The following is a 23835-nucleotide window of genomic DNA, read 5'->3' as shown; positions in this document are numbered from 1 at the left end:
ATCCGTCCCGAACCGGCTTGCTCACCGCCGCGCCCGCGCCGATGTAGGGGACGCCAGGGGATGAGGGGAGGGCGCATGGTCAGCGACGAGTTGCGGCCGATGGAGTCGATTACCGATCCGGAAGAGGCCGTCGAGCGGCTGGAGGCGCTGCATGCGGGGGCGACCCGGGCGCTTCAGACGGCGCTCGCCCGCTACCTCGACACCCGCGAACCGCCGAGCCCGGCCGAGCGGCTGCAATTCCGCTATCCCGAACTGCGCCTGACCTACCAGCCCGCGGGGCCGCTGCCGCGGCTGGAGCGGGCGACCGCCAAGTTCCAGGCGCCGGGGATCTATTCCACCACCCTGACCCAGCCGGGCTATTTCCGCGCCTACCTCTTGGAGCAGCTGCGCCCGCTGGTGCGCGATTACGGCGCGGCGATCGAGGTCGGGCTCTCGGCCCAGGAGATTCCCTATCCCTACGTGGTCGAGCCCGGCACCGATCTCGGCGGCAGCGGCGTCAGCGCGAGCGACCTCGCCGCCCTGTTTCCCGTGCCGCTGCTCTCGGTGGTGGGCGACGAGGTCGCCGACGGGCTGTGGTGGGAGGAGCCGGGCGAGCCGCGCCCGCTCGCCCTGTTCGACGGCATCCGCACCGATTACTCGCTGCGCCGCCTCGTCCACTACACGGGCTCGGACTGGAGCGAGATCCAGCCCTGGATCCTGCTCACCAACTACCACCGCTACGTCCACAACTTCGTCCGCCACGCCCTTGATCGGCTGGCGGCGGGCGAGGGGGAGCGCCTCGTTCTGCCGGGCGGCGTCGTGGTGCGCCAAGCCGATGCCGCGGGCGCCGACCCGGACGCGCTGATCGCCGCCTCGCCCTGGCACCGCTTCCAGATGCCGGCCTACCACCTCGTCGCCCGCGGGGCCGACGGAGCGCCGCAGGGCACGACGCTCGTCAACATCGGCGTCGGCCCCTCCAACGCCAAGACCATCACCGACCATCTCGCGGTGCTGCGCCCGCATTGCTGGCTGATGGTCGGCCATTGCGGCGGCCTGCGCCAGTCGCAGACCATCGGCGACTACGTGCTGGCGCACGGGTACTTGCGCCGCGACCGCATCCTCGACGACCTCGTGCCGCCGGACATCCCGGTGCCGGCGCTGGCCGAGGTCCAGATCGCCCTGCAATCGGCCGCCGCCGCGGTGACCGGCGAGCGCGCCGACGCCCTCAAGCGGCGCCTGCGCACCGGCACGGTCGTGACCTACGACGACCGCAACTGGGAACTCCGCTTCAGCCAGGAGCGGCGGCCGATCAACCTGTCGCGGGCCATCGCCGTCGACATGGAGAGCGGCACCATCGCGGCCCAGGGTTTTCGCCTGCGGGTGCCCTACGGCACGCTGCTCTGCGTCTCCGACAAGCCGCTCCACGGCGAGATCAAGCTGCCGGGCTCGGCCAGTGCCTTTTACGAGCGGGCGGTGGCCGAGCACCTCAAGATCGGGCTGGCGACGCTCGACACGCTGAGGGCCGACCGGGCCGGGCTGCACTCGCGCAAGCTGCGGAGTTTCGACGAGCCGCCGTTCCGGTAGGGCGGACCGGCGGTTTCCGGTTGGTCGCTTCGGTGTCCACCACACCCCGTCATCGCGAGGCGGAGCCGAAGCGATCCAGGGCGCGCGTTTCCCAGAGAAGGCGAGACCGCGCCGACGAACGTCTCGCGCGACCTCCCTGGACAATGCGGAGCCCTGGATTGCTTACGCCTCGCCGCGCAATGACGGTGTCCGGCGGAAAGCCGTAGCGATCCGCCGGTAAGGCCGATCAGGCCGCCCGCACCGTCGCGAGGAAGCGCCCGACCTCCGCGCGCAACTGCTCCGATTGCCGCGACAGCTCGCCCGCCGCGCCGAGCACCTGCGTCGCCGCGGCGCCCGTCTCCTCAGCGGCGCCCGCGACGCCGGTGATGTTGCCGGTGACCTCGGAGGCGCCGGCGGAAGCCTGGGCGACGTTGCGGACGATCTCCTGGGTCGCCGCGCCCTGCTTCTCCACCGCCGCGGCGATGCCGGCGGCCACGGTGTCGATGTCGCGGATGCGCGCCGCGATGCCGCCGATGGCCGAGACCGCCTGACCGGTCGCGCCCTGGATGCGGCCGATCTGCTGCGAGATCTCTTCCGTGGCTCGCGCGGTTTGGGTCGCGAGCTCCTTCACCTCCGCGGCGACGACGGCGAATCCGCGGCCGGCCTCACCCGCGCGGGCGGCCTCGATCGTTGCGTTCAATGCCAAAAGATTGGTCTGGCCGGCGATCGACGAGATCAGCCCGACCACGTCGCCGATGCGCGCCACCGCCCCGTCGAGTTCGCGCACCAGGGCGGACGTGTCGTCCGACGCGGCGACCGCCGCCTGCGCGAGGTCGGCCGAGCTCGACACCTGCCGCCCGATCTCGGCCACCGAGGCGCCGAGTTCCTCGGCCGCCGCCGCCACGGTGTTGACGTTGGCGGACGCTTCTTCGGCCGCTGCCGCGACGGTGCCGGCCTGGCTCGCGGTCTCGGTCGCCGTGGCGGTCATGGTCGAGGCGGTGGCCTGCAACTCGGTGGCCGAGGACGACACCATGCCGACGATGCCGCCCACCGCCCGCTCGAAGCCGTCGGCGAGTTCGATCATCGTGCGCTTGCGCTCGGCGGCAGCGGCCGCGTCGGCGATGTGGCGCAGCTCCGCCTCCTCGGCGGCCTTGCGGGCGACCATGTCCTTGATCCGCTCGACGGCTTGGCCGACCTGCCCGATCTCGTCGCCGCGGCGCGCCTCCGGAATGCCCGAGTCGATCTCGCCCTGCGCCATCCGCCGCAGCACGGCGACGAGGCGCCCGAGCGGGCGGGTGATGCCGAACACCACGATGGCGGCGGCGAGCGCGAGAGCGAGGAGCAGCGCGAGGCCGGAGCCCACGATCAGCATCGTCTTGGTGCGCGACGCCTCGGCGACGACGGCCTGCTTCTCGGCCTCCATCTCCTCGTTGAGCATCCGGATACGGTCGTCCACGAAATCGCGCAGCTTGGCGCGGGCGGGCGAGGCCTCCGTCTGTGCGATCTTCATCGCGCCCTGCCCGTCGTTCTTCAGGCCGAGATCGGTCGAGCGGGCGAGGATCGTGAAGTAGCCCTCCGCCGACTGACGCAGGCTCTGGTTGACGGCGCGGCGCTGCGGATCGTCGGACAACGCGATCAGTCGGTCGATCGACGCGTAGGCCGCCTGGATCGCCGCGTCCCCGCGGGTCTTGTAGTTCCCCATCTTACCGGAATCGGTCTCGATGATGATGTTGCGGTTCTGGATCGTCGCCTCGGTGATGGAGAGCTGCGTCCGCAGGATGCTCTCCTGGCGCACCGCCTGAACATCGGTGAGGTGGCGGGTCTGCTCGACCAGACCGTCCATCGTCCGGCTGGCATAGGTGACGGAACCGACCGAGGCCGCGACGAGGAGGCCGAGCGGCACGGCGACCTTGGTGAGGATGCGGGTGTTGGCGACGAGCTTCACGGGAACGGCCTCAGGATCGCGCGATCGTGAGGCGACCATTCTTCGCCTAGGTTAAGTTCGGCTTACGGATGGGGGCTTCCGACCGTCCCCCAACCATCATTTTGAATATCGCATCCAAGTCGATGCGACCGCTGCCCGTGACGCATCGGCTTTCCCCGAAAGCCGGTGGCCGCTTCACCGCTCCCGCTGCCACAGGCCGGCCCGCTCGGCGCGGGCCTGATCTTCCGCTTCCACGAGGTCGGGGGGCGCGTCCTCGGTGGCGCGCGCCCCGCCCGCGGTGACGATGAGCGCAGCGAGGTCGTCGCCGTCGAGGCGGCAGCGCATCTCGGTGTCCCCCGAGCACACCACCTCGCGCCGCCGCAGGTAGCGGGCGAGCTGGCGGGCGAGCGCGCCCCGCTCGCCGACGACGCCGAGCAGCCGCACCGTGCGCCCGCGGATCGAGAGCGTGCCGGTATCGACCACCTCCGGCACGCCGCGCACCTCCGGCCCGGCGTTGGTCGGGATCGAGGCAGGGGGCGTGGGCGGTGGCGGCGGGGCGACCGCGTTCGCCGCAACGGTCTCGCCGCGGGCCGCCGACGGCGTCGGGCGCTTGCGGCCCTTGAGCACCTTCTGGGCACGCTCGACGAAGTCGTGGAACACGCGGGCCGGGATGTCGCCGCCGGTGACCTTGTTCATCGGCGAATTGTCGTCGTTGCCGACCCAGACGCCGACGATCATGTCCGGCGTCAGCCCGACGAACCACGCGTCGCGAAAGTCCTGGCTGGTGCCGGTCTTGCCGCCGACCGCGACCCCTGAGACCCGCGCGGCTTTGCCGGTGCCGGAATCCACCACCGCCTGGAGCGAGTCGAGGATCATGGTCTGCACCTGCGCGTCCATCGGCGCGCCGGGCTTCGGGGCGCTGCGCTGGTAGAGCGGCTGCGGCGGCCCGCCCTTCACGGCGCGCACGAGATAGGGCTCGACCGGCACGCCCGGCCCCAGCACGCCGGCATAGGCGCGGGTCATGTCGATCAGCGTCACGTCCGCCGAGCCGAGCGCGAGGCTCGGCACGTTCGGCAGGTCGGTCTGCACCCCGAGCCGGCGCGCCTCGGCGATCACCGCCGGCATCCCGACCTCGTCGCCGAGCTGCGCCGCGATGGTGTTGATCGAGAGCGCGAAGGCCGAGCGCAGGGGCAGCGCCCCGCGGAAGCGGTTGTTGGAGTTCTGCGGCTCCCACTCGCCGATCTGGGTCGGGCGATCGACCAGCACGCTGTCGGGATAGTAGCCCTTCTGGTAGGCTGCGAGGTAGACGAACAGCTTGAACAGCGAGCCCGCCTGCCGCTTGGCCTGGGTCGCGCGGTTGAACTGGCTGTCCTCGTAGTCGCGGCCCCCCACCATCGCCAGCACGGCGCCGTCCGGCGCCAGCGCCACCAGCGCGCCCTGGCTCACCTTCTTCTTGGCGCCCTCCGCATCGAGGCGGCGGGCCAGCACGCCCTCGGCGAGGCTCTGGAGGTCGAGGTTGAGCGTCGAGCGGACGGTGACGTCGCCGGTCTCGTTCGTCAGGCGGCGCACGTCGGCCTGGAGCGCGTCGAGATAATAGTTGGTGCCCGGCGGCGTCTCCGGGGGCGTGTGGAGCGTGAGCTTCTCTTTCCGCGCCTTGTCGGCCTCCGCTTGGCTGATCGCGCCGGTCTCGACCATGGCCTGGAGCACGAGATCGGCCCGCTCCTTGGCGCCGCCGAAGTTGCGGGTCGGGGCGAGCTGCGAGGGCGCGCGCACGAGGCCCGCCAGCATCGCGGCCTCGGGGAGCGTCAGCCCCTGCGCGCCGTGGCCGAAATAGCGCCGCGCCGCCGCATCCGCCCCGTAGGCGCCCGCGCCGAAATAGGCGGTGTTGAGATAGCCCACCAGAATTTCCGGCTTCGACAGGGTGCTCTCCAGGCGCAACGCCAGGAACGCCTCCTGGATCTTGCGCCGGAGCGTCTTCTCCTGATTGAGCGAGGTGAGGCGGGCATATTGCTGGGTGATGGTCGAGCCGCCCTCGCGCACGCCGCCGCCGGTGGCGTTGCGCCAGAGCGCGCGGAAGAGGCCGCGCAGATCGATGCCCCAGTGGCTGTAGAAGCGCCGATCCTCGATCGCCACGATGGCTTCGGCCAGCCGCGGCGGCAGGGTCTTTTCGGTGAGCTTCTCGCCCTGGAACGCGCCGCGGGTGGCGAAGGTACGCCCGTCGTCGGCCTCGACCACCAGCGCCCGCTGCCCGGCCTCCGGCGCGACGCCGCCCAGCGGCGGAAGCGTCGCGAAGGCGGCGAGCACGTAGGCCGCGAGCACCACGACGGGGACCAGAACGGCGAGGATCGCCACCGCAAGCGCCGGCCAGCGGCGCAGGCGGGCGATGAGGCCGGTGCGGGCCGGGGCCGGCTCGACGGTCCTCTGTGCCAAAGGGGCTGGAGCAGGGGCCGGCGCGGGGCCGCGCTCGCGCCGAAAAACCGGCCCGGCCGCGCCGGCCGTCCGCTGCGCCGCGTCGCGGCCCTGCCGCCACAGGCTGCGCCCGGCGCTGCCGGCGAGCCGTCCGAGCTGGCGCGCCAGCAGGCCCGCGGTGCGCGCGGCCTCGCGGGCGGCGGCCGAGGCCTCGCGGCGGTCCCGTCCCGGATCGTCGGGGCTGTCCGGTCCCTGCGCCGTCATCGAGACCCGTTCACGCCCGCCATCGCGCCCGCTCATGCCATTCTCGGGGCGACCTTAGCGGAGGGAGAAGGTTTTGGGCTACGGCCGCCTGCGCCGCGCATCGCGAAGGTTTGCGCCGGGTGGCAGGAAGGACACGGCCGGCCGTCGTCGTCCCCCGTGCCGCATGGCACCCCTGCCGGATTGCACTATCACCGCGGCGGAACCGGAAGGCGAATTCGCTTTTAATCCCGCGAGGCGGGTGGCTTTTTTCTTCAGCGCGGTTCGGGCGGGTCGTCCCCCGCGCAGGCTCCATGAACGATGCTCGACGAACGCCAGTCCCCGTCCGGCCATGCCCGGACCGACGAGACCTCCCGCGCGCGCGGTTCGGACGAACCGCGCGCCCTGAAGGAAGGCGGTGACGCGCCGCAGCGGGAAGCACCCGCGTCGCAGGACAAGGACGAAAAAAAACGCCCGAACATCCTGCGCCGCCACCCGCTCTGGTTCGTCCTCGGCGGGATCGTCCTGATCGCGCTGTGGGTGGCCGGCTACTTCTACTGGCTCACGGCGATCCATCCTTATGAATCGACCGACGACGCCTTCGTCGATGCGCGCCAGTTCGCGGTGGCGCCCAAGGTGTCGGGCTACGTCGTCGATGTGCCCGTGACCGACAACCAGCATGTCGAGCCGGGCGACGTGCTGTTCCGCATCGATCCGCGCGACTACCGCATCGCGCTCGATCAGGCGAACGCCCAGGTCGCCGCCGCGGAGGCCTCGATCCGCAACATCGACGCGCAGGTGGCGGCGCAGCAGGCGCAGGTCGATGTCGCCAAGGCGCAGGTGGAGCAGGCCGACGCGGCGCTGGAATTCGCCAACGAGGATGCCGACCGCTACCGCACGCTGGCCCAGCGGGGTGCGGGCACGGTGCAGCAATCGCAGCAATCAAGTTCGAACCTGCAGCAGCAGCAGGCCAACCTCAGCCGCGCCAAGGCGTCGGTCGTCGCCGCGCAGAAGCAGGTCGGCGCCCTCGATGCCCAGAGGGCCAGCGCCCAGGCGAGCCTCGCCCAGGCCCAGGCCCAGCGCGCCCAGGCCGAGCTGAACCTCGGCTACACCACGCTGCACGCCGAGCAGGCCGGCCGCGTCGTGCGCCTCACCGGCGCCAAGGGGCAATACGCGCAAGCCGGACAGAGCCTGTCGATGTTCGTGCCCGACGACATCTGGGTGACGGCCAACTTCAAGGAGACGCAGATCACCGACATGCGCCCCGGCCAGTCGGTGGACATCGAGATCGACGCCTATCCGGACCGCAAGATCACCGGCCGGGTCGATTCGGTGCAGCCGGGCTCCGGCACCGCCTTCAGCCTGCTGCCCGCCGAGAACGCCACCGGCAACTACGTGAAGGTGACGCAGCGCATCCCCGTGAAGATCGGCGTCGAGAACTGGCCGCAGGACGTGGCGATCGGGCCCGGCATGTCGATCGTGCCGACGGTGCGGGTCCGGTGAGCGCCGACACCGAGGCGGCGACGGGCGGCCACAATCCCTGGATCATCGCCGTCGTCGTCGCGCTCGCGACCTTCATGGAGGTGCTGGACACCACCATCGCCAACGTCGCGCTCCGCTACATCTCCGGCGGCCTCGCGGTCGGGCCGGACGAGGCGGCCTGGGTCGTCACCAGCTATCTCGTGGCCAACGCCGTCACGCTCACCGCGTCGAGTTTTCTGGCCAAGCGCTACGGCCGCAAGGCGTTCTTCCTCTGGAGCGTGGCCCTGTTCACGCTCTCCTCGATCCTGTGCGGCTTCGCCTGGAGCCTCGAATCGCTCTTGTTCTTCCGCGTGCTCCAGGGGCTCGGCGGCGGCGGCATGGCCCCGCTCGCCCAGTCGATCCTGGCCGATTCGTTCCCGCCGGAGAAGCGCGGACAGGCCTTCGCCCTCTACGGCGTCGCCATCGTCGTGGCACCCGCCATCGGCCCGACCATCGGCGGCTGGCTCTCCGACAACGCCTCCTGGCACTGGTGCTTCCTCATCAACGGCCCGATCGGCGTGATGGCGCTCGCCCTGATGTACTGGGTGATCCAGGACCCGCCCCAGGCGGTGGCCGAGCGCAAGCGCCTGCGCGAACAGGGCGTCCGGTTCGACATCGTCGGATTCCTCTTGGTCGCGACCTTCCTCGGGGCGCTGGAGGTCGTGCTCGACGAGGGCCAGCGGAAGGACTGGTTCGGCTCGAACCTCATCATCGTCTTCACGATCATCGCGGGCCTCGCCTTTGCCGCGATGATCCCCTGGCTGCTGACCCGCAAGAACCCGGTGGTGGACCTGCGCCTGATCGGGCAGCGCCAGTTCGGCGCCTGCTTCCTCGTGATGCTGGCGACCGGCGCGATCCTGATCTCGACCACGCAGTTCCTGCCGCAGCTCACCCAGGAACTCTACGGCTACACCGCGACGCTCTCCGGCCTCGTGCTCGGGCCCGGCGGAGCGGTGACCGTGGTGATGATGTTCGTGGCCGGGCGCCTCTCGGGCTTCGTCGCGCCGAAATGGCTGATCGCGACGGGCGCCACCATCATCGCCGTCGGCATGCTCGACCTGACGCGCCTCAACGGCGAATCGAGCTTCTCGTTCTTCATGTGGTCGCGCATCTACATCGGCATCGGCCTGCCGATGATCTTTCTCTCGATCACGGCGGCGTCCTACCAGGGGATCGCCAAGGATCGGACCGATCAGGCCTCGGCGCTGATCAACGTCGCCCGCAACGTCGGCGGCTCGGTCGGCGTCTGCATCGCCCAGAACACGCTCGCCTACCGCCAGCAATTCCACCAGAGCCGGCTCGGCGAGCACGTCTCCTCGGTCGAGCCCGCCTATCAGGAGACGATGCGGCAGGCGACCGCCTACTTCTCGCAGCGGGGCTTCGCCGGCCCCGACGCCGAGCGGCAGGCGCTGGCCTGGATCGCGCAGCAAGTGCAGACGCAAGTCGCGCTCTGGGCCTATATCGACGTGTTCAAGGTGCTGGCCATCATGGCGATGACGGCGGTGCCGCTGGCGCTGCTCTTGAAGAGCGCTAAGTCCGGCGGGCAGGCGCCGGCCGGACATTGATTCTTTTTGCCCGGATCGGTGCCGCCGAGCCCCCTCTCCCCGCACGCGGGGAGAGGGTCGCGACGACCTCGTCGTCGTCGCGACAAGCGGTAGCGAGGGTGAGGGGGACTTGACGGAAGAGGCTCCTTCGGAAGCGCCCCCTCACCTTCGGCTGCCGCCTCGCTTCGGCGACAACGGGGTCGCCGAAGCCCTCTCCCCGCACAGCGGGGCGAGGGGATGCGCGGGCGTCGCCGCGGTCAGTCGATGATCGCTTTACTGAATCGTCCGCGTCGTCAGCCCCGGAGCCACCGCCCCGTCGAGCCGCAGGCGGGCGTCGAGGATCGGGGTGTCGGCCACCGCCTGTTCCTGGGTCTGGCCGGCGAGTTCGGCGATGGCCTGATACTGGCTCATGCGCTGGTCGATCATGCCGTCGAGGCGCTCGTGCACCTCGGCGACCGTGAGGCTGCGGCGCTTGCCGCCGGCTTTCGCCGTGAAGATCGAGCGGTTGGCCCGCGCGGCGCGGCCAAAGACCTTCTGGGCGACCTTGTCCGGATCCTCGGCGCTGAGCGAGAGGAACTTTCCGGCGCTCGCCGTGCCGAGGAAGTGGGCGAGGTAGAGTTCGGTGGTCTTGAGCGCCCGGCCGATCCGGGCCTCGATGCGGGCGCGGTCGCGCTTGATCAGCTCGCCCGCCATCAGGCCGGAGACGAACGGGTCGTTGCGGAGCGCCAGCACCCGCTTGCGCATGCCGGCGTCGGCGATGGTGATGGCGCCGCCGCTCCCCTTCACGGCGGCGGCCTCGGCCTCGAGACCGTAGCGGGCGCCGTAGGTGCGGATCATCTCCAGCCACGTGCCGGTGACGAACTGAAAGAGCCCCTGCGCCGAGGAGGCGGAGGATTTCACGTCGGTGTCGAAGCTGGATTCCTTGTCGGCGAGCGCCATCATATAGACCGGATCGACGCCGGTGGCCTCGGAGGCCCGCACGATGGTGGCCACGAGGTCGCGCGGCACGCTCATGTCGCCGAAGCGCAGCACCTCGTCCTCGCCGTCGCGGGGGGCGCCCATCGCCCCCTGCACGCGGGCGACGGGAGCCGACACGGTGTCGTCCTGGCCGGTCAGCGCGGCGCCGCCCCATTCGGGCGCGGCGTCGGCGGAGCGGAGGTCGGCCCGCATCTCGGCGCGCACCAGCGCCGGGATCGAGACGGCGATGTCGCCCTCGGTGGCGTCCGCGGCGCGCGGGGCGGAGAGCAGGACGAGGCCCGCGAGCAGGGCAAGGGAAAGGCGGGCGGCGGAACCCGCCCGAGAGGTGGCGCGGCCGGGGACCGCGTCTGCGCTGGCGAGCGACCCGCAAGGCACGAGTCGGCTCACGTCGTCGGCGCAAAGCGCCGGCTCCGGGTAAACCCCCATCGGTCTTCCTTTTGGTGCTCCGGCGTCTTTTCGGCCGGGCTTCTTTTGACGGCGGAGTGTTTCGCCGCCGGGTGTGACCACAATGGGACCACCCCGTGATCCAAACGTGGTCGCGTTAATGGGCCGTTAAGCCACTGTGTTTACGATAAATTAACGATTTCGCGCCTGGGCCTGCGACATCGCCCTGCGTCAAACAAGGCGCATCCGTCCTCGGAACGGACCAGCTAGGCCACAGTTGTCATGGGCTGCGCGGCGACCAGTTAGGGGTCATCCTAAGGCGTCCGCGCCACCACAGCAGAAAGTCGGGTTCATGGGCATTCAGACCGGTCGACGCGTCGGAGTGGCGTTCGTCGGCATGGGCGGTGCGGTCGCCACGACCGCCATCGCCGGCATCGAGACGATCAAGTCCGGCTCGAACCGTCTGGACGGCCTGCCGCTCGCGGGCGTGCCCGTGCCGGGCATGGCGGACTACAAGGACCTCGTCTTCGGCGGCTGGGACCTGAACGGCGACGACCTCGCCTCCGCCGCCACCGGCCACGGCGTGCTGACGCGTGAGGACATCGACAACGGCGCTCAGGCGCTCAAGGGCATCACCCCCTGGCCCGCCGTCGGCTCGGCCAAGTTCTGCAAGAACATCGACGGCGCCAACCGCATCGTCGCCAAGGACCACCGCGAGGCCGTCTCGGTCATCGCCAACGACCTCAACCGCTTCCGCAAGGAGAGCAACCTCGACGACGTCGTCGTGGTGAACCTCGCCTCGACCGAGCGCTGGCCCGACCTGTCGCAGGCGGTGCTGAACTCCTCCGACGCCTTCGAGAAGGGGTTGGATTCGAGCGACGAGTCGATCTCGCCCGCGATGCTCTACGCCTATGCGGCGATCAAGAGCGGCGTGCCGTATGCCAACTTCACCCCCTCCGTCGCCGCCGACGTGCCGGCGCTCCTCGAACTCGCCCGCGAGCTGAACGTCCCGGTCGCCGGCAAGGACGGCAAAACCGGCCAGACCATGATGAAGACGGTGCTGGCCCCGGCGCTGAAGGCCCGCTCGCTCCACGTCGACGGCTGGTTCTCGACCAACATTTTGGGCAACCGCGACGGCCTTGCGTTGAACGACAAGGACTCGCTCCAGTCGAAGCTGAACACCAAAGGCACGGTGCTCGATTCGATCCTCGGCTATCCGGTCGAGGATCACCTCGTGCACATTCACTATTACCGCCCGCGCGGCGACGACAAGGAAGCCTGGGACAACATCGACGTCACCGGCTTCATGGGCCAGCGGATGCAGATCAAGGTCAACTTCCTCTGCAAGGACTCGATTCTGGCCGCCCCGCTCGTGATCGAGATCGCCCGCGTCCTCGACCTCGCCAAGACCCGCGGCGACGGCGGTGTGCAGGAGCAGCTCTCGACCTTCTTCAAGGCGCCGATGGTCAAGAACGGCCACGGTCCGGAGCACGATTTCGGCAAGCAGCAGCGGATGCTGTTCGACTGGCTGGGCGTGCGCTGAGAAAGCCCCGCCCGTGGCGGGATTCTCCGAGACCGGTCCCGCGGCGCCGCTCGCGCTGCGGGACCTCCTGGTCGAACTCGGCGACCTGAAGCGCGTCCGCTCGGCGGGCTGCGACGGCTCCATCGCCGAGCGGCTGTTCGCGCAAGGGTGGTCGGCGCTCACTGGCGGCACGGCGCCGGAGACGGTCGCCCTCGACATCACCGCCAAGGCGCTCGCCGCCGCGCGGCTCTGCGACCTCGACGCGGCGTTCCTCGCCGCGGTCGGGCTCGACGATACCCAAGCCTCCGCCATCCTCGTGGCGGGGCTCGATGCGGTCGCCGAAGATGTCGATCCGGCGCTGCACGAGCGGCTGCGGGAGGCCCTGCGCCGTCCGGCCGACCTCCAAGCCGGCCCCGTGCCCGGCTTCGTCGGCGCGCTGGCGCAGCAGCCGCGGGCGGGCGTGACCTGTCCGGGCAAGCCGCGCATCCTGCTGGAGCCGCCGGAGAACCATGCCGAGCACTGCCTCGTCGTGGCGGTCTACGGCGTGCTGCTGAGCCCGTTCTACCGGGCCGACCCGACCACGGTCTTTCTGGCGGCCATGGCTCACCACTTCCACAACGCCGCGATGCCGGATGCCGGCTTCACCGGCGAGATGCTGCTCGGCGACCATCTCTGGCCCATCGTCGCGCGCTGCTCGGAATGGGCGCTGGACGAACTGGACCAGCCCCTGCGCGAAACCGTGCGCTCCGCCCGTGCGGTGCTGCCCGACGACGCGACCGCGGAGGGCCGCGCCTTCCACGCCGCCGACTCGATCGACCGCGTCCTGCAGATCGCCCAGCACCTGCGGGCGGCCTCGCTCACCATGGACACGGTGCTCGGCGAGATGGAACTGGTCCATGCCGGGCCGGTGAAGGCTTTCCAGGATCGCGTGCTGACCGATATGCGGATTCCGTGACACAGAACGCGCTCCGGCCCACCCGGTCATGATCCCCTTCGATCTGCTCTCCCCCGAGACCGGCCATCCGCTGAAGGCCGACGGCGCGCACGCCCTGCGCGATGTCGAGACCGGCCAGCGTTGGCCGGTGATCGACGGCATTCCCTATCTCCGCACCGGCCGCGCGCGGCTGGTCGAGGTCGTGCTGGAAGCGCTCGACGCCGACCGCGAGGACGAGGCGCTGATCCTGCTGCTCGCCGATCAGGACGATTGGTGGACCGGGCCGCCCGCCGACCCGGACGACCTGCGCCGCCTCATCGCCGAGCGCGATGGGCTGACATTGCGCGAGGCCGTCGATCTCCTCGGCTGGGGCCGCGTCGGCGACTACTTCGTCAACCGCTGGTCGGACCCGACCTATCTCGCGGGCTTGAGTCTGCTCGAAGCTCACTGGAACGAGCCGGGCTGCGCGTTCGAACTCGCCTGCGGCATCGGCCATTACCTGCGCGAATTGCGCCGCCGCGGCGTCAAGGTCGCGGGCGGCGACGTGGTGTTCGCCAAGCTCTGGGTCGCCCGTCACTGGGTCGTCGGCGACAAGGCGCAGTTCGTCTGTTTCGACGCGGCCTCAGCCCATTGGCCGATCGCCGAGGCGCCGGTCGATCTCGTGATCTGCAACGACGCCTTCTACTTCCTCGACGACAAGCCCGGCGTGCTGGCCTGCCTGCGCAAGACCGCGGGCGACGAGGGCTGGCTCGCGGTGAGCCACATCCACAACAGCGGCCGCCCTGGCTTCTCGGCCGGCAAGGCGATTTCTTCCGCTGAAGTGGAAGAGCTTTTCCCAGACGCGCTGGTCTACGACGATGCCGAACTGACCCGGGCGCTGGTCGAGGCCCGCGCGCCGCAGCCGCAGGAGCCCGGCCATCTCAAGACCTGCGAGGCGTTCTCGGTGGTCGCCGGCCCCGGCATGCGCCCGGCCCCCCGCGCGGTGATCGACGGCATCACCCTGCCGCCCGCCGACGCGAGGCTCCAGCTCAATCCGCTCTACGCGGCCGAGGACGAGGGCTTCGCCATCCGCTGGCCGTCCGAGCGCTACGAGGCGGAATACGCGACCCAAGCCACCTATCCGCTGCATTCGGACGGGCCCCAGGCCATCGCCTGGGAGGGCAAGCCCGACGCGCCCGAGGTCGAGCGGGTGCGGCGGCGCGAATACGTCGATCTGCCGGAGCGCTGGTGATGAAACCCGTTGGCTGGGGCATCGTCGGCTACGGCTGGGTCGCCCGCGACTACATGGCGCCGGGCATCCGCGCCGCCGGGCATCGCCTCGTCGCGGTGGCCGATCCGGGCGAGGCGTCGCGGGCTGCGGCCGAGGCCGAGGGCGCCCGCGCGCACGCCGATCTCGCCGGCCTGATCGCCGAGCCGGAGGTCGAGGCGGTCTACGTCGCGACCCCGAACCATCTCCACCGCGGCGCCGTCGAGGCGCTGTGCGCCGCCGGCAAGGCGGTGCTCTGCGAGAAGCCGATGGCGGCGATCCTCGCCGACGCCGAGGCGATGGCGGCGGCCGTGCGCAGGTCCGGCGCCTTCTACGGCACCGCCTTCGACCAGCGCCATCACCCCGGCCACGCGGCGCTGCGCGCCGCGATCCGCGACGGCCGCATCGGCACCGTGACGGCGGTCCGCATCGTCTATGCCTGCTGGCTCGACCGCGCCTGGACCTCGTTTCAGGGGCAACCGAACTGGCGCATCGACCCGGCCCAGGCGGGAGGCGGCGCCCTGATGGATCTGGCCCCCCACGGCCTCGATCTCGTCGACTTCCTCCTCGGCGAGCCCCTCGTCGAGATCGCCGCCATGACCCAGGCCCGCGCCCAGGACTACGCCGTCGATGACGGCGCCCTGCTGATCGGCCGCACCGAGGGCGGGGCGCTGGCCCAACTCAACGTCGCCTACAATTGCCCCGATGCGCTCCCGCGCCGCCGCCTCGAAGTGGTCGGCACGGGGGGCCTGCTGACGGCCATCGACACGATGGGCCAGACCGCGGGCGGCTCGGTGACCTTCACAGACGGCGCGACCGGCGCGAGCCGGCCGATCCCCTTCGACACCGACGCTTCGCCCTTCCTCGAACAGGTGCGCGCCTTCGGCCGAGCGCTCCGCGAGCCGGCCCTGCGCGCCGCCTGGGACGCCGAGCGCGACCTTCACACCATGCGCCTGATCGCCCGCGCCTACGCGGCGGCCGGCACGCCCGCGGGCCGCGACGCGGCCTGAAGGCAACCAGAGAGAGGAAACTGGCCCCGTCCCACCCAACCCCCTCTTCCTGAGGTGTTGCGAAGCAGCCTCGAAGGAGGGCTCCAGCGGATCGCGCGCATACTGGAGCCCTCCTTCGAGGCTGAGCTTGCGCTCAGCACCTCAGGATGAGGGTGAGGGTGGAACGAGGTTCGGTTCTGCGGATGGAAAAGCGATGACCGAGACCCTCGACCGGGACGACCGCGCCCGCCACGCGACGCTCGCCGCGCCCCGCGCCTATCGCCGCGGCGCCCCGCGCGTCATCGAGGGGCTGCCCGAGCGGCTGCCCGAGCCGGTGCGGGCCTATCTCGACGTGCTGCCCGAGGGCCGCGTCGTCGGCTTCAACCTCGCGGGGCTCGACCGCACCGGCATCCCGGTCTGGTTCGTGGCGCTCTTCCTCGACGATCCGTTCTATGTCGGCGCGATGCCGTCCGGCATCGGCTACGGCGCCACCGACGACGAGGCGCTGATCGGCGCGGTGGCCGAGATCGCCGAGAACCTGATGCCCTCGGTCGCCCTGCTGCCGCGCCTGCGGGCGCGAGGCGGCGACAACGAGGACCAGCGCTCCTACCACGACCTCGTGCGCGTCCACGGCGCGGGCGCGGTGGTCGATCCGCTGACGCTCGGCCTCCCCGCCGGCTCCTCGGTGGACCGCGACACCCCCCTCGACTGGACCCGCGCCGTGCGGGCGCGAACGGGTGAATCCGTCTGGGCGCCCCTCGATGTCGCCGCGACCGACTATTTCGAGCTGCGCCAGGGCTACCAGCCCTTCACCAACCTCATCACCAACGGCCTCGGCGCCGGCCCGGACGTGGAGTTTGCGCTCGGCCACGGCCTGCTCGAAATGCTCCAGCGCGACGGCAACGGCCTGCTGTTCCGCGCGCTCGACCAGGGCGTGATGCTGGATCTTACCGGCATCGGCCCCGAGACCCGCGCCATGCTCGACCGCCTCGAAGGGCTCGGCATCCGGGCGCTCCCGAAATTCGCCACCGACGAATTCGGCATGACCAACCTCTACGTCGTCGGCTACGACGAGGATCCGGCCCGCACGCCCGCGCCCATCGCACTCTCGGCCTGCGGCGAGGCCTGCGACCCCGACCGCGAACGCGCTCTGCGCAAGGCTCTCTTGGAATTCCAGGCGGCGCGTGTGCGAAAAACCTTCGGGCACGGGCCGCTGGCGCTGGCCGACACCGTGGCGCCCCCCGGCTACGTCGAGGCCTTCATCCAGAAGGCGCTGCCGAGTCTCGATCTGGAGGAGAGCCGCGCGCTCCAGGCCATGCTCGCCTGGATCGACATGAAGCCCGCCGAACTCCGCGGGGTGCTCGGCGAGACGGTCTATTCCCAGCGCAGCACCAAGGCGTTTTCCGAGTTGCCGACGACCCCCGCGCCGGACGGCCATGCCCGCGGAAGAATCGCCCGCGAGCGGCTGGAGCAGGCCGGGTTCGACGTGCTCTACGTCGATTGCTCGCCCCCCGGCGGCGGCATCGGCGTCGTCAAGGCGATCGTGCCGGGGCTCGAAGTCGAGACCATGAGCTACTACCGCATCGGCGAGCGCAATACGCGCAAGCTCATCGACCGCGACCACCCGCTGATCCGCTTCGGCACCCCCACCGACACGCTGCTCCCCGTGCGCCTGCCCCCGGAGGCGATCGAACGCTTCGGCGGCCAGCCGCTGTTCGACACGGCGCTCGCCGAAAAGATCGTCGGCTCGCATTACCCGCTCTACCGCGAGCCGGAATCGCACCACGCCCCGTTCCGCTACGAGCGCCAGGGCCGCCGCGCCGATCGGAGGCCGGCATGACGCTGCGCTTTGCCTACAACACCAACGGCACCGCCAACCACCGGATCGAGGACGCGATCCGCCTCATCGGGGACGCCGGCTACGACGGCGTCGCGCTGACGCTGGACATCCACCATCTCGACCCCTTCGCCGACAATTGGGTGGTCGAGGCCGACCGCATCGCCAGCATCCTGAGCCGGCTCGAACTCGGCTCGGTAATCGAGACCGGCGCCCGCTTCCTGCTCGACCCGACCGCGAAGCACGAGCCGACGCTGGTGACCGCCGACGCCGCGGGCCGTGCCCGCCGGGTCGGCTTCCTCAAGCGGGCGATCGAAATCGGCAAGATCCTGAACTCGGAGGCCGTCTCGTTCTGGGCCGGCGTGCCGAAACCCGGCGTCGATCACGGCGCGGCGCGGGGCTGGCTGATCGAGGGTCTCAAAGAGGTCGCCGACTTCGCCGCCGAGAAGGGCGTCGTCGCCGCGCTCGAACCCGAGCCCGGCATGCTGATCGAGACGCTGGACGACTTCGCCGACCTCGACATCCCCGGCCTGCATCTCGCTCTCGACACCGGCCACTGCCTCGTCACGCAGGAGCGCGACCCGGCGGCGGCGGTGACGGAATTCGCACCCCGGATCGGCACGGTGGCGATCGAGGACATGAAGCGGGGCGAGCACATCCATCTGCCCTTCGGCGAGGGCGACATGGACGTGGCCTCCGTTCTCGACGCCCTCGATGGTATCGGCTTCCAAAAGCTCGTCTGCGTGGAGCTGTCGCGCGACTCGCACCGGGCCGACGTGATGGTGGGCCAAGCCCTCGAATACCTGCGCACGTGCCGCCGCCCCGGCCCCGGCCTGCCCCGGCCGGACGAGACGCCCCGCGAGACCCCCGTTCCGGGACTGCCTAATCCATGAGAATCTGCTTCGTCAGCCGCCGCTACTTCCCGGCGATCTCCGGCATGAGCGTCTACGCCCAGAATCTTTTGCGCGAGGTTGCGGGGGCGGGCCACGACGTTACGATGATCTCGCAGTACCGCGGCGACGAATTCGGCACGCGCGTCTATGGCGGCGGCCCGCCGCCCCCGGTGCCGGGCGTCCACGTCATCGGCCTGGAGCAGCGCGGCGAGCAGGAAAACGGCGATTTCGAACGCGACATCGAGGAGATGATCGCCACGATTCAAGCCGAGCACGCGAAAAAGCCGTTCGACGTGCTGCACGCGCAGTACGGCTACCCGACCGGCTGGGCCGTGCTGGTCGCCGGCAAGCGGCTCGGCCTGCCCACCGTGGTGTCGATCCAGGGGGGCGACGGCCACTGGGTCGGCTCCTGCTGCGAGACCCACCGCGTCGCGATGGTCGAGGTGCTGGCCCACGCCAACGCCCTTCTGATCGGCGGCGAGTCCTTCGTGAGGGAAGTCTGCGACCGGCTCGGCTCGGCCCCCGCCCGCTTCACCATCGTGCCGGGCGCCGTCGACACCGCCCGGTTCACGCCGGGCGCGCGCTTCGAGGCCGAGCGCGAGGACGAGGAGCCGGTGCGCCTGTTCTATCACGGCCGCGTCGATCGCCGGAAAGGCGTGCTCGACTTCCTCGACGCCCTGGAGCGCTTGTGGGAGGCCGGCCTGCCGTTCGACGCCACCATCTCCGGCATCGGCCCGGACGTGGACGCCGCCCGCGCGCGCGCCGAGGCCATCGGCTTCACCTCGCATCAGGTGCGCTTCACCGGCTACGCCGATTACGACACCGTGCCGGACCTCTACCGCCAGGCCGACGTGTTCGTCTCGCCGACCTACGCGGAAGGTTTCTCCAACACGATTCTGGAGGCGATGGCCTCGGGGCTCGCCGTGGTCTCGACCCACTCGGTCGGCGTCTCGGACTGCCTGCGCGACGGCGAGAACGGGTTGCTCGTGAACCCCGGCGACGTGCCGGCGCTCGCCAAGGCGCTCGGCCGCGTGGTCGAGGACGACGACCTGCGCAACCGCCTCGCCCGCGACGGGCTGGAGGAGTGCCGCCGGGTCTATTCGTGGAATGCGGTCGGGCGCCAGATCATGGATGTGTACGCGCAGGTCGCCGGGAAGGCACCGCACACGGACTTTGCGGACGAACTGCCCTACGATCCGTCCTGCCGCTTCCGCGCCGAGCCGCACCTGCTCTGATGCCCGTCGCCCTCGCGATCTCGCCCCATCTCGACGACGCCGCCTTCTCGGCGGGCGGCACGCTGGCGCGGCTGGCCGCCAACGGCTGGCAGGTCGTGATGGCGACGGTGTTCACCGCCTCCGTCGCCGACCCAAAGGGCTTCGCGCTCGCCTGCCAGCTCGACAAGGGACTCGGGGCGGAGGTCGATTACATGGCTCTGCGCCGGGCGGAAGACGTGGTGGCGGCCGAGGCGCTGGGCATCGAGCCCCCGGTCCATCTCCCGTTCCGCGAGGCGCCGCACCGCGGCTACGCATCGGCCCCCGAGCTGTTCGCGGAACTGCGCCCCGACGACAACGTCGGCCTCAACCTCGCCGACGCCTTCGAACGCCTGATGACCGACACGCGCCCCGACCTGATCCTCGCGCCGCAAGCGGTCGGCGGCCATGTCGATCACGTCCAGGTCGTGCGCGCCTTCCGCGGCGCCCAGCCGCCGCTGCCGGTGCTGTGGTGGCGCGACTTTCCCTACACCGTGCGCGACGCGACGCCGAAGGAGCCGCTGCGCCACCTGTTCGAGCCTTATCCCGAGCAGACGGTCCGCCTCGGCGCGGAGGCCGAGCGCTGCAAGGCCGAGGCCTGCGCGGCGTATGCCTCGCAGATCGGGTTCCAGTTCGGCGGGGCGGAGGGGTTGAAGGCGCGGCTCGCCGCGGAGCAGGGGATCGAGCGGTTCCTGGTGCAAGGGCGGTTGCCGGATGGGATCTTGGGCTGATCCGGTTTGGCTCAGGCGAGGTTGGTTCTCCCGTACCCGCCCGCCGTTTCGTGAGCAGGACGGAGCGTCTCCTCCCCCTTGCGGGGAGGAGGTAGGAGGTGGGGGTGGTTCAGGATTGAGCGCAGTGGTGCCTTCTGGCCGACCCCCACCCCTGACCCCTCCCCGCAAGGGGGAGGGGACCCGCGCTCGACGCGGCTCGGAGGGCCCGACGGACATCCCGGATGATCCGAGGCACGCCGGGGCGCCACCCACCACCCCCAAAACCCTCGCCGACCCGGCCGCCCTCGAAGCCCGCCGCGCCCTGCTCGGCGCCCCGCACATCGCCCCCCTGCGGGCGCTTGCCCGAACCATCGCCGCCGAGCGCGGCGCCCCCGTGCCCGATCCCGACCCGCTCGACGGCGGGGTCGCGGCGCGCCTGCTGCTGCTCCTCGAAACCCCCGGTCCGTCGATCGGCCGCACCGGCTTCGTCTCCCGCGACAACGCCACCGGCACGGCGGCCAACCTGTTCCGCTTCCTCGCCGAGGCCGGCATCGCGCGGGGCAACACGCTGATCTGGAACGCCATCCCCTGGGTGATCCACGCGCCCGGCGCCCGCAACCGCGCCCCGCGGCGCGCCGAGGCTAAGGCCGCCGCGCCCTACTTCGCCCCGCTGCTCGCGCTGCTGCCGCGGCTCGCCGTCGTGGTGCCGGCCGGGCGCTTCGCCGCGCAGGCCGCCGCACCCTTGGCCGAACTGCGGCCCGATCTGCCGGTGATTCCGGTGCCGCATCCGAGCCCGACCTATGTCTGCACGTCGCCCGCGGTGCGCGAGCGCATCCTGGCCGGCTTTCGCGAGGCGGCAATCCGGCTCGCCGCGAAGGGATGACATCGCCGTGTCCGTCGCCATCGGCGCGCAGGGCGGGTGTGCATCGTCGGCGCGCTCGCTGGCCTTTGGCGGGCTTTGACCCTAAATGCGCCGGGGCGGGCGAGCAGGGCACCCGCTCGGGTCGCGACGCGCGCCGACGGCGCGAGGCGGGCGATCAGCGGAGGCGTGCGCCGATCTCAGATGAATTTTGCCGGAAAGCATAAGCCGGCGGCCAAAGCCGCACCGGCCGAGGCCGCCTCGGACGGCGAGGCCGCCGGGCCGAAGGTGAAGCGCGGCCCCTACGCTTGGTTCGGCACGCTGGCGAGTATCATCCTCATCCTCGCCTCGCTGTTCGTGCTGTGGAAGCTCTCGGAAGAGATCACCTGGGCCGAACTGCAGAAGGCCTTCACCGAGGTCACCAACCGGCAACTCGCCGAGGCCTTCGGGATGGTGGCGGTGAGCTACCTGTTCCTCACCTGCTACGACGCGCTGGCTTTGCGCCAACTCCGGCTCAAGGTGCCCTACCGGACGACGGCGCTCGCCTCGTTCACGAGCTACGCGGTGAGCTTCACCCTCGGCTTCCCGCTCATCACCGCGGCGACGATCCGCTACTGGATCTACTCCAAGCGCGGGCTCTCGGCCGCCAAGATCGCCGCGCTCACGGTGATCGCGGGCTTCACCTTCTGGCTCGGCATGGGGGTGGTGCTGGGCCTCAGCCTCATCATCGAGGCGGGGCAGCTCGCGAGCCTCACCTTCCAGAGCATCGGCGTGAACACGACGGTGCGGCTCAACCAGATCCTCGGCTTCGGCGCGCTGGGCTCGGTGCTCGGCTACATCGCCTGGGTCTCGGTCAAGCGCCGCTACATCACCGTGCGCCAGTGGCAGCTGGAACTTCCCGGCGCCACCGTCTCGTTCAGCCAGATGCTGGTCGGCATCGGCGACGTCTGCGCGGCGGCGGCCGTGCTCTACGTGCTGCTGCCGGACGGCATGACGCTCGGCTTCACCACGTTCCTCGCGATCTACGTGCTCGCCGCCATGCTCGGCATCGCTTCGAACGCGCCGGGCGGCCTCGGCGTGTTCGAGGCCACCATCCTGATCGCCCTGTCCTACCTGCCCCGCGACGAGGTGCTGGGCTCGCTGCTGCTGTTTCGCATCTGCTACTACCTCGTGCCCTTCGTGCTCGCCCTGCTGATGCTCGGCGTCTACGAGGGCCTGTCGCGGCTGCGCCGCCGCCGGGCGGCGAACGACCCGTGATGCGCGCGAGGACCTGACCGTGGCCTCGGACCCGTCGGCCTGGATCGGCGCCGCGGTGACGGTCGCCGTCGTCCTCACCGGCGCGGCGCTCGCCGGCCATGTCGATACCGCCCTGATCGTCTCGGCCGTGCCCGCTCTGATCGTCGGCGGCCTGCTCGGCCGCACCCGGCGCCCGGTGGCGCCGCCCCCGCGCGAGCCCGGCCTGCCCGCCCGCCATGCGGTCGCCGAGGCGCTGCTCGCCAACATCCCCGATCCGGTCATCCTCGTGGACCGCCGCGTCGTCGTGATGGAGGCCAACCCCGCCGCCCGCCGCCTGCTGCCGGGGCTGAAGCTGCGCCATCCGCTCTCGTTTTCCTTACGCGCCCCCGACATCCTCGACGGCATCGAGGAGGTGCTGCGCACCGGCGCGAGCCTGACCGTCGATTACGTCGCCCGCCTGCCGACCGAGCGCGCCTTCGCGGTGCAGATCGGCGCGCTGCCGATGCCCGAGATGCCGGGGGGCGGCGAGCCCAACATCGTGCTGTTCCTGCGCGACCTCACCGAGGCGCGCCGCCTGGAGACCATGCGGGTCGATTTCGTGGCGAACGCCAGCCACGAACTGCGCACGCCGCTCTCGGCGCTGCTCGGCTTCATCGAGACCCTCCAGGGCCCGGCCCGCGACGACGCCCGCGCCCGCGAGCAGTTCTTGGGGATCATGCGCACCCAGGCGCAGCGGATGACGCGGCTCATCGACGACCTGCTCTCGCTCTCGCGCATCGAGCTGCGCGAGCACGTGGCGCCGACGCGTCCCGTCGATCTCGCCCGGATCGCCCGCCAGCTCGTGGATATGCAGGCCCCGCTCGCCCGCGAGCGCGGCATCGCTTTGTCGGTCGAGGCGCCCGACGCGCCGATGCCGGTGCTGGGCGAGCGCGACGAGCTTCAGCGGGTGATCGAGAACCTCGTCGAGAACGCGATGAAGTACGGCGGCAGCGGCGGCGTGGTGACGATCTCGCTCCACCGCGTCGCCGATGGCGAGGGCCGCCCCGACCGGATCGAGCTGCGGGTGAGCGACGCCGGCCCCGGCATCGCGCCCGAGCACATCCCGCGCCTGACCGAGCGGTTCTACCGGGTCGACGTCGCGTCGAGCCGCCAGCAGGGCGGCACCGGGCTGGGCCTCGCCATCGTCAAGCACAGCCTCAACCGCCACCGCGGCCGGCTCAGCATTGAGAGCGAGCTCGGGGCCGGCACGACGGTGCGGGTGACGCTGCCGGCGTACCGGCCGGAGGTGGCGGAGGCGTCGCCGGAGGGATGACCGGCGAGGCTCGCGGCTTCCGCCGCGGCCGTGTGAAGACCGCGATGTCGATGGGGGAGAGGGTCGATGCGCCTCGGGTTGATGTGTCTTGCGATGCTGCTGCCGTCGGCAACGACCGCGCTGGCATGCGATATCCGGCTTCCGGCACCGGGCTCCGTCGTGACATGGCCCGAACGCATCCTCGTTGGCGAGGTGAAGGTGCTGCGCGTCCGAAAGGTCTCGGAATTCCAGCGGTTTGCACGCCTGCGGATCGTGCGGCCCATCCGGGGCGAGCTTCCGCGCACGTTCGGCGTCCTCTACGACACCACCAGTTGCGGATCGCACTTCACCCAAGGGGAGGTCCGAGTCGGCGGGTTCATGCAGCTGCCGCCCGAAAAATGGACCAAGGACTACCGGTTCGGGGCCGACTCTTATGCCGACACCTGGGCGCGAGCGGTCTTCGTCGATGGCAGGCTGAGGCTGAGCGACGAGTAGAGGTCTTCCCTGCGCCGCATCGGCCCGCAGC

At 71.0% G+C, this 23835-nt stretch carries 18 protein-coding genes; 15 read left to right on the top strand and 3 right to left on the bottom strand.

Annotation, left to right across the window (positions count from 1 at the left end):
• Nucleotides 1-75 precede the first annotated feature (75 nt).
• On the top strand, nt 76-1563 hold the full coding sequence (locus tag AAHG03_RS21945) for an AMP nucleosidase (RefSeq protein ID WP_342153198.1): 1488 nt from the start codon (nt 76-78) through the stop codon (nt 1561-1563).
• Between the two features lie 226 nt (nt 1564-1789).
• On the opposite strand, the gene AAHG03_RS21940 is transcribed toward AAHG03_RS21945, so the two are convergent.
• On the bottom strand, nt 1790-3526 hold the full coding sequence (locus AAHG03_RS21940) for a methyl-accepting chemotaxis protein (protein ID WP_412759781.1): 1737 nt from the start codon (nt 3524-3526) through the stop codon (nt 1790-1792).
• 135 nt (nt 3527-3661) lie between these two features.
• Nucleotides 3662-6139 carry a PBP1A family penicillin-binding protein gene (locus AAHG03_RS21935; RefSeq protein ID WP_342153256.1) on the bottom strand — a complete coding sequence of 826 codons (2478 nt, stop codon included), beginning with the start codon at nt 6137-6139 and terminating at the stop codon, nt 3662-3664.
• 297 nt (nt 6140-6436) lie between these two features.
• Here AAHG03_RS21935 and AAHG03_RS21930 point away from each other — a divergent pair, with 297 nt between their 5' ends.
• Together AAHG03_RS21930 and AAHG03_RS21925 are read left to right on the top strand one after the other, a co-directional pair.
• Nucleotides 6437-7618 (top strand): HlyD family secretion protein, encoded by a 1182-nt coding sequence (locus AAHG03_RS21930; protein ID WP_342153195.1) that lies wholly within the window; start codon nt 6437-6439, stop codon nt 7616-7618.
• The gene (locus tag AAHG03_RS21925) at nt 7615-9201 is read left to right on the top strand and encodes a DHA2 family efflux MFS transporter permease subunit (protein ID WP_342153194.1); all 1587 of its coding nucleotides are present in this window, start codon (nt 7615-7617) and stop codon (nt 9199-9201) included. Before AAHG03_RS21930 ends, AAHG03_RS21925 begins: the two co-directional genes overlap by 4 nt.
• Nucleotides 9202-9453: 252 nt before the next feature.
• Here AAHG03_RS21925 and AAHG03_RS21920 read toward each other — a convergent pair whose 3' ends face one another.
• Nucleotides 9454-10584, bottom strand: a complete 1131-nt coding sequence (locus AAHG03_RS21920) for a transglycosylase SLT domain-containing protein (protein ID WP_342153193.1) — start codon at nt 10582-10584, stop codon at nt 9454-9456.
• A 310-nt stretch (nt 10585-10894) separates the two neighbouring features.
• Between AAHG03_RS21920 and AAHG03_RS21915 the strand changes: the two genes are divergently transcribed.
• The 12 genes from AAHG03_RS21915 to AAHG03_RS21860 all read left to right on the top strand — a co-directional run bounded on the left by AAHG03_RS21915 (nt 10895) and on the right by AAHG03_RS21860 (nt 23804).
• Nucleotides 10895-12085 (top strand): inositol-3-phosphate synthase, encoded by a 1191-nt coding sequence (locus AAHG03_RS21915; protein WP_342153192.1) that lies wholly within the window; start codon nt 10895-10897, stop codon nt 12083-12085.
• A gap of 13 nt (nt 12086-12098) precedes the next feature.
• Complete coding sequence (locus AAHG03_RS21910) at nt 12099-13019, top strand: HD domain-containing protein (RefSeq protein ID WP_342153191.1); 921 nt, start codon at nt 12099-12101, stop codon at nt 13017-13019.
• Nucleotides 13020-13047: 28 nt separating this feature from the next.
• A complete protein-coding gene (locus AAHG03_RS21905; RefSeq protein WP_342153189.1) occupies nt 13048-14229 on the top strand; it encodes a class I SAM-dependent methyltransferase in 1182 nt (393 codons plus the stop codon).
• A complete protein-coding gene (locus AAHG03_RS21900; RefSeq protein WP_412759783.1) occupies nt 14229-15254 on the top strand; it encodes a Gfo/Idh/MocA family protein in 1026 nt (341 codons plus the stop codon). The genes AAHG03_RS21905 and AAHG03_RS21900 overlap by 1 nt, the downstream gene beginning before the upstream one ends.
• Before the next feature lie 193 nt (nt 15255-15447).
• The gene (locus AAHG03_RS21895) at nt 15448-17073 is read left to right on the top strand and encodes a YcaO-like family protein (RefSeq protein ID WP_342153185.1); all 1626 of its coding nucleotides are present in this window, start codon (nt 15448-15450) and stop codon (nt 17071-17073) included.
• Nucleotides 17070-17963, top strand: a complete 894-nt coding sequence (locus AAHG03_RS21890; protein ID WP_342153184.1) for a sugar phosphate isomerase/epimerase family protein — start codon at nt 17070-17072, stop codon at nt 17961-17963. The genes AAHG03_RS21895 and AAHG03_RS21890 overlap by 4 nt, the downstream gene beginning before the upstream one ends.
• Entirely contained in the window at nt 17960-19198 is a 1239-nt protein-coding gene (locus tag AAHG03_RS21885) for a glycosyltransferase family 4 protein (RefSeq protein WP_342153182.1), read from the top strand. The genes AAHG03_RS21890 and AAHG03_RS21885 overlap by 4 nt, the downstream gene beginning before the upstream one ends.
• Nucleotides 19195-19944 (top strand): PIG-L deacetylase family protein, encoded by a 750-nt coding sequence (locus AAHG03_RS21880; protein ID WP_342153255.1) that lies wholly within the window; start codon nt 19195-19197, stop codon nt 19942-19944. The genes AAHG03_RS21885 and AAHG03_RS21880 overlap by 4 nt, the downstream gene beginning before the upstream one ends.
• Before the next feature lie 214 nt (nt 19945-20158).
• Complete coding sequence (locus AAHG03_RS21875; RefSeq protein ID WP_342153253.1) at nt 20159-20806, top strand: uracil-DNA glycosylase; 648 nt, start codon at nt 20159-20161, stop codon at nt 20804-20806.
• Nucleotides 20807-20986: 180 nt separating this feature from the next.
• Entirely contained in the window at nt 20987-22039 is a 1053-nt protein-coding gene (locus AAHG03_RS21870; RefSeq protein ID WP_342153180.1) for a lysylphosphatidylglycerol synthase domain-containing protein, read from the top strand.
• Nucleotides 22040-22058: 19 nt separating this feature from the next.
• Complete coding sequence (locus AAHG03_RS21865; RefSeq protein ID WP_342153179.1) at nt 22059-23330, top strand: ATP-binding protein; 1272 nt, start codon at nt 22059-22061, stop codon at nt 23328-23330.
• A 66-nt stretch (nt 23331-23396) separates the two neighbouring features.
• Entirely contained in the window at nt 23397-23804 is a 408-nt protein-coding gene (locus AAHG03_RS21860; protein ID WP_342153177.1) for a hypothetical protein, read from the top strand.
• Nucleotides 23805-23835 lie beyond the last annotated feature (31 nt).

It is taken from the genome of Methylorubrum subtropicum (assembly GCF_038442325.1).
Lineage (GTDB): Bacteria > Pseudomonadota > Alphaproteobacteria > Rhizobiales > Beijerinckiaceae > Methylobacterium > Methylobacterium subtropicum.
Note: the sequence above shows the minus strand (reverse complement) of the source record. Positions and strands in the feature narration are given on the sequence as shown.

Coding starts and splice junctions, on each gene's coding strand:
- AAHG03_RS21930 (WP_342153195.1), top strand. CDS start 6,437: ATGCTCGACGAACGCCAGTCCCCGTCCGGCCATGCCCGGACCGACGAG.
- AAHG03_RS21915 (WP_342153192.1), top strand. CDS start 10,895: ATGGGCATTCAGACCGGTCGACGCGTCGGAGTGGCGTTCGTCGGCATG.
- AAHG03_RS21920 (WP_342153193.1), bottom strand. CDS start 10,584: ATGGGGGTTTACCCGGAGCCGGCGCTTTGCGCCGACGACGTGAGCCGA.
- AAHG03_RS21945 (WP_342153198.1), top strand. CDS start 76: ATGGTCAGCGACGAGTTGCGGCCGATGGAGTCGATTACCGATCCGGAA.
- AAHG03_RS21900 (WP_412759783.1), top strand. CDS start 14,229: ATGAAACCCGTTGGCTGGGGCATCGTCGGCTACGGCTGGGTCGCCCGC.
- AAHG03_RS21940 (WP_412759781.1), bottom strand. CDS start 3,526: ATGGTCGCCTCACGATCGCGCGATCCTGAGGCCGTTCCCGTGAAGCTC.
- AAHG03_RS21860 (WP_342153177.1), top strand. CDS start 23,397: ATGCGCCTCGGGTTGATGTGTCTTGCGATGCTGCTGCCGTCGGCAACG.
- AAHG03_RS21905 (WP_342153189.1), top strand. CDS start 13,048: ATGATCCCCTTCGATCTGCTCTCCCCCGAGACCGGCCATCCGCTGAAG.
- AAHG03_RS21895 (WP_342153185.1), top strand. CDS start 15,448: ATGACCGAGACCCTCGACCGGGACGACCGCGCCCGCCACGCGACGCTC.
- AAHG03_RS21935 (WP_342153256.1), bottom strand. CDS start 6,139: ATGACGGCGCAGGGACCGGACAGCCCCGACGATCCGGGACGGGACCGC.
- AAHG03_RS21885 (WP_342153182.1), top strand. CDS start 17,960: ATGAGAATCTGCTTCGTCAGCCGCCGCTACTTCCCGGCGATCTCCGGC.
- AAHG03_RS21890 (WP_342153184.1), top strand. CDS start 17,070: ATGACGCTGCGCTTTGCCTACAACACCAACGGCACCGCCAACCACCGG.
- AAHG03_RS21870 (WP_342153180.1), top strand. CDS start 20,987: ATGAATTTTGCCGGAAAGCATAAGCCGGCGGCCAAAGCCGCACCGGCC.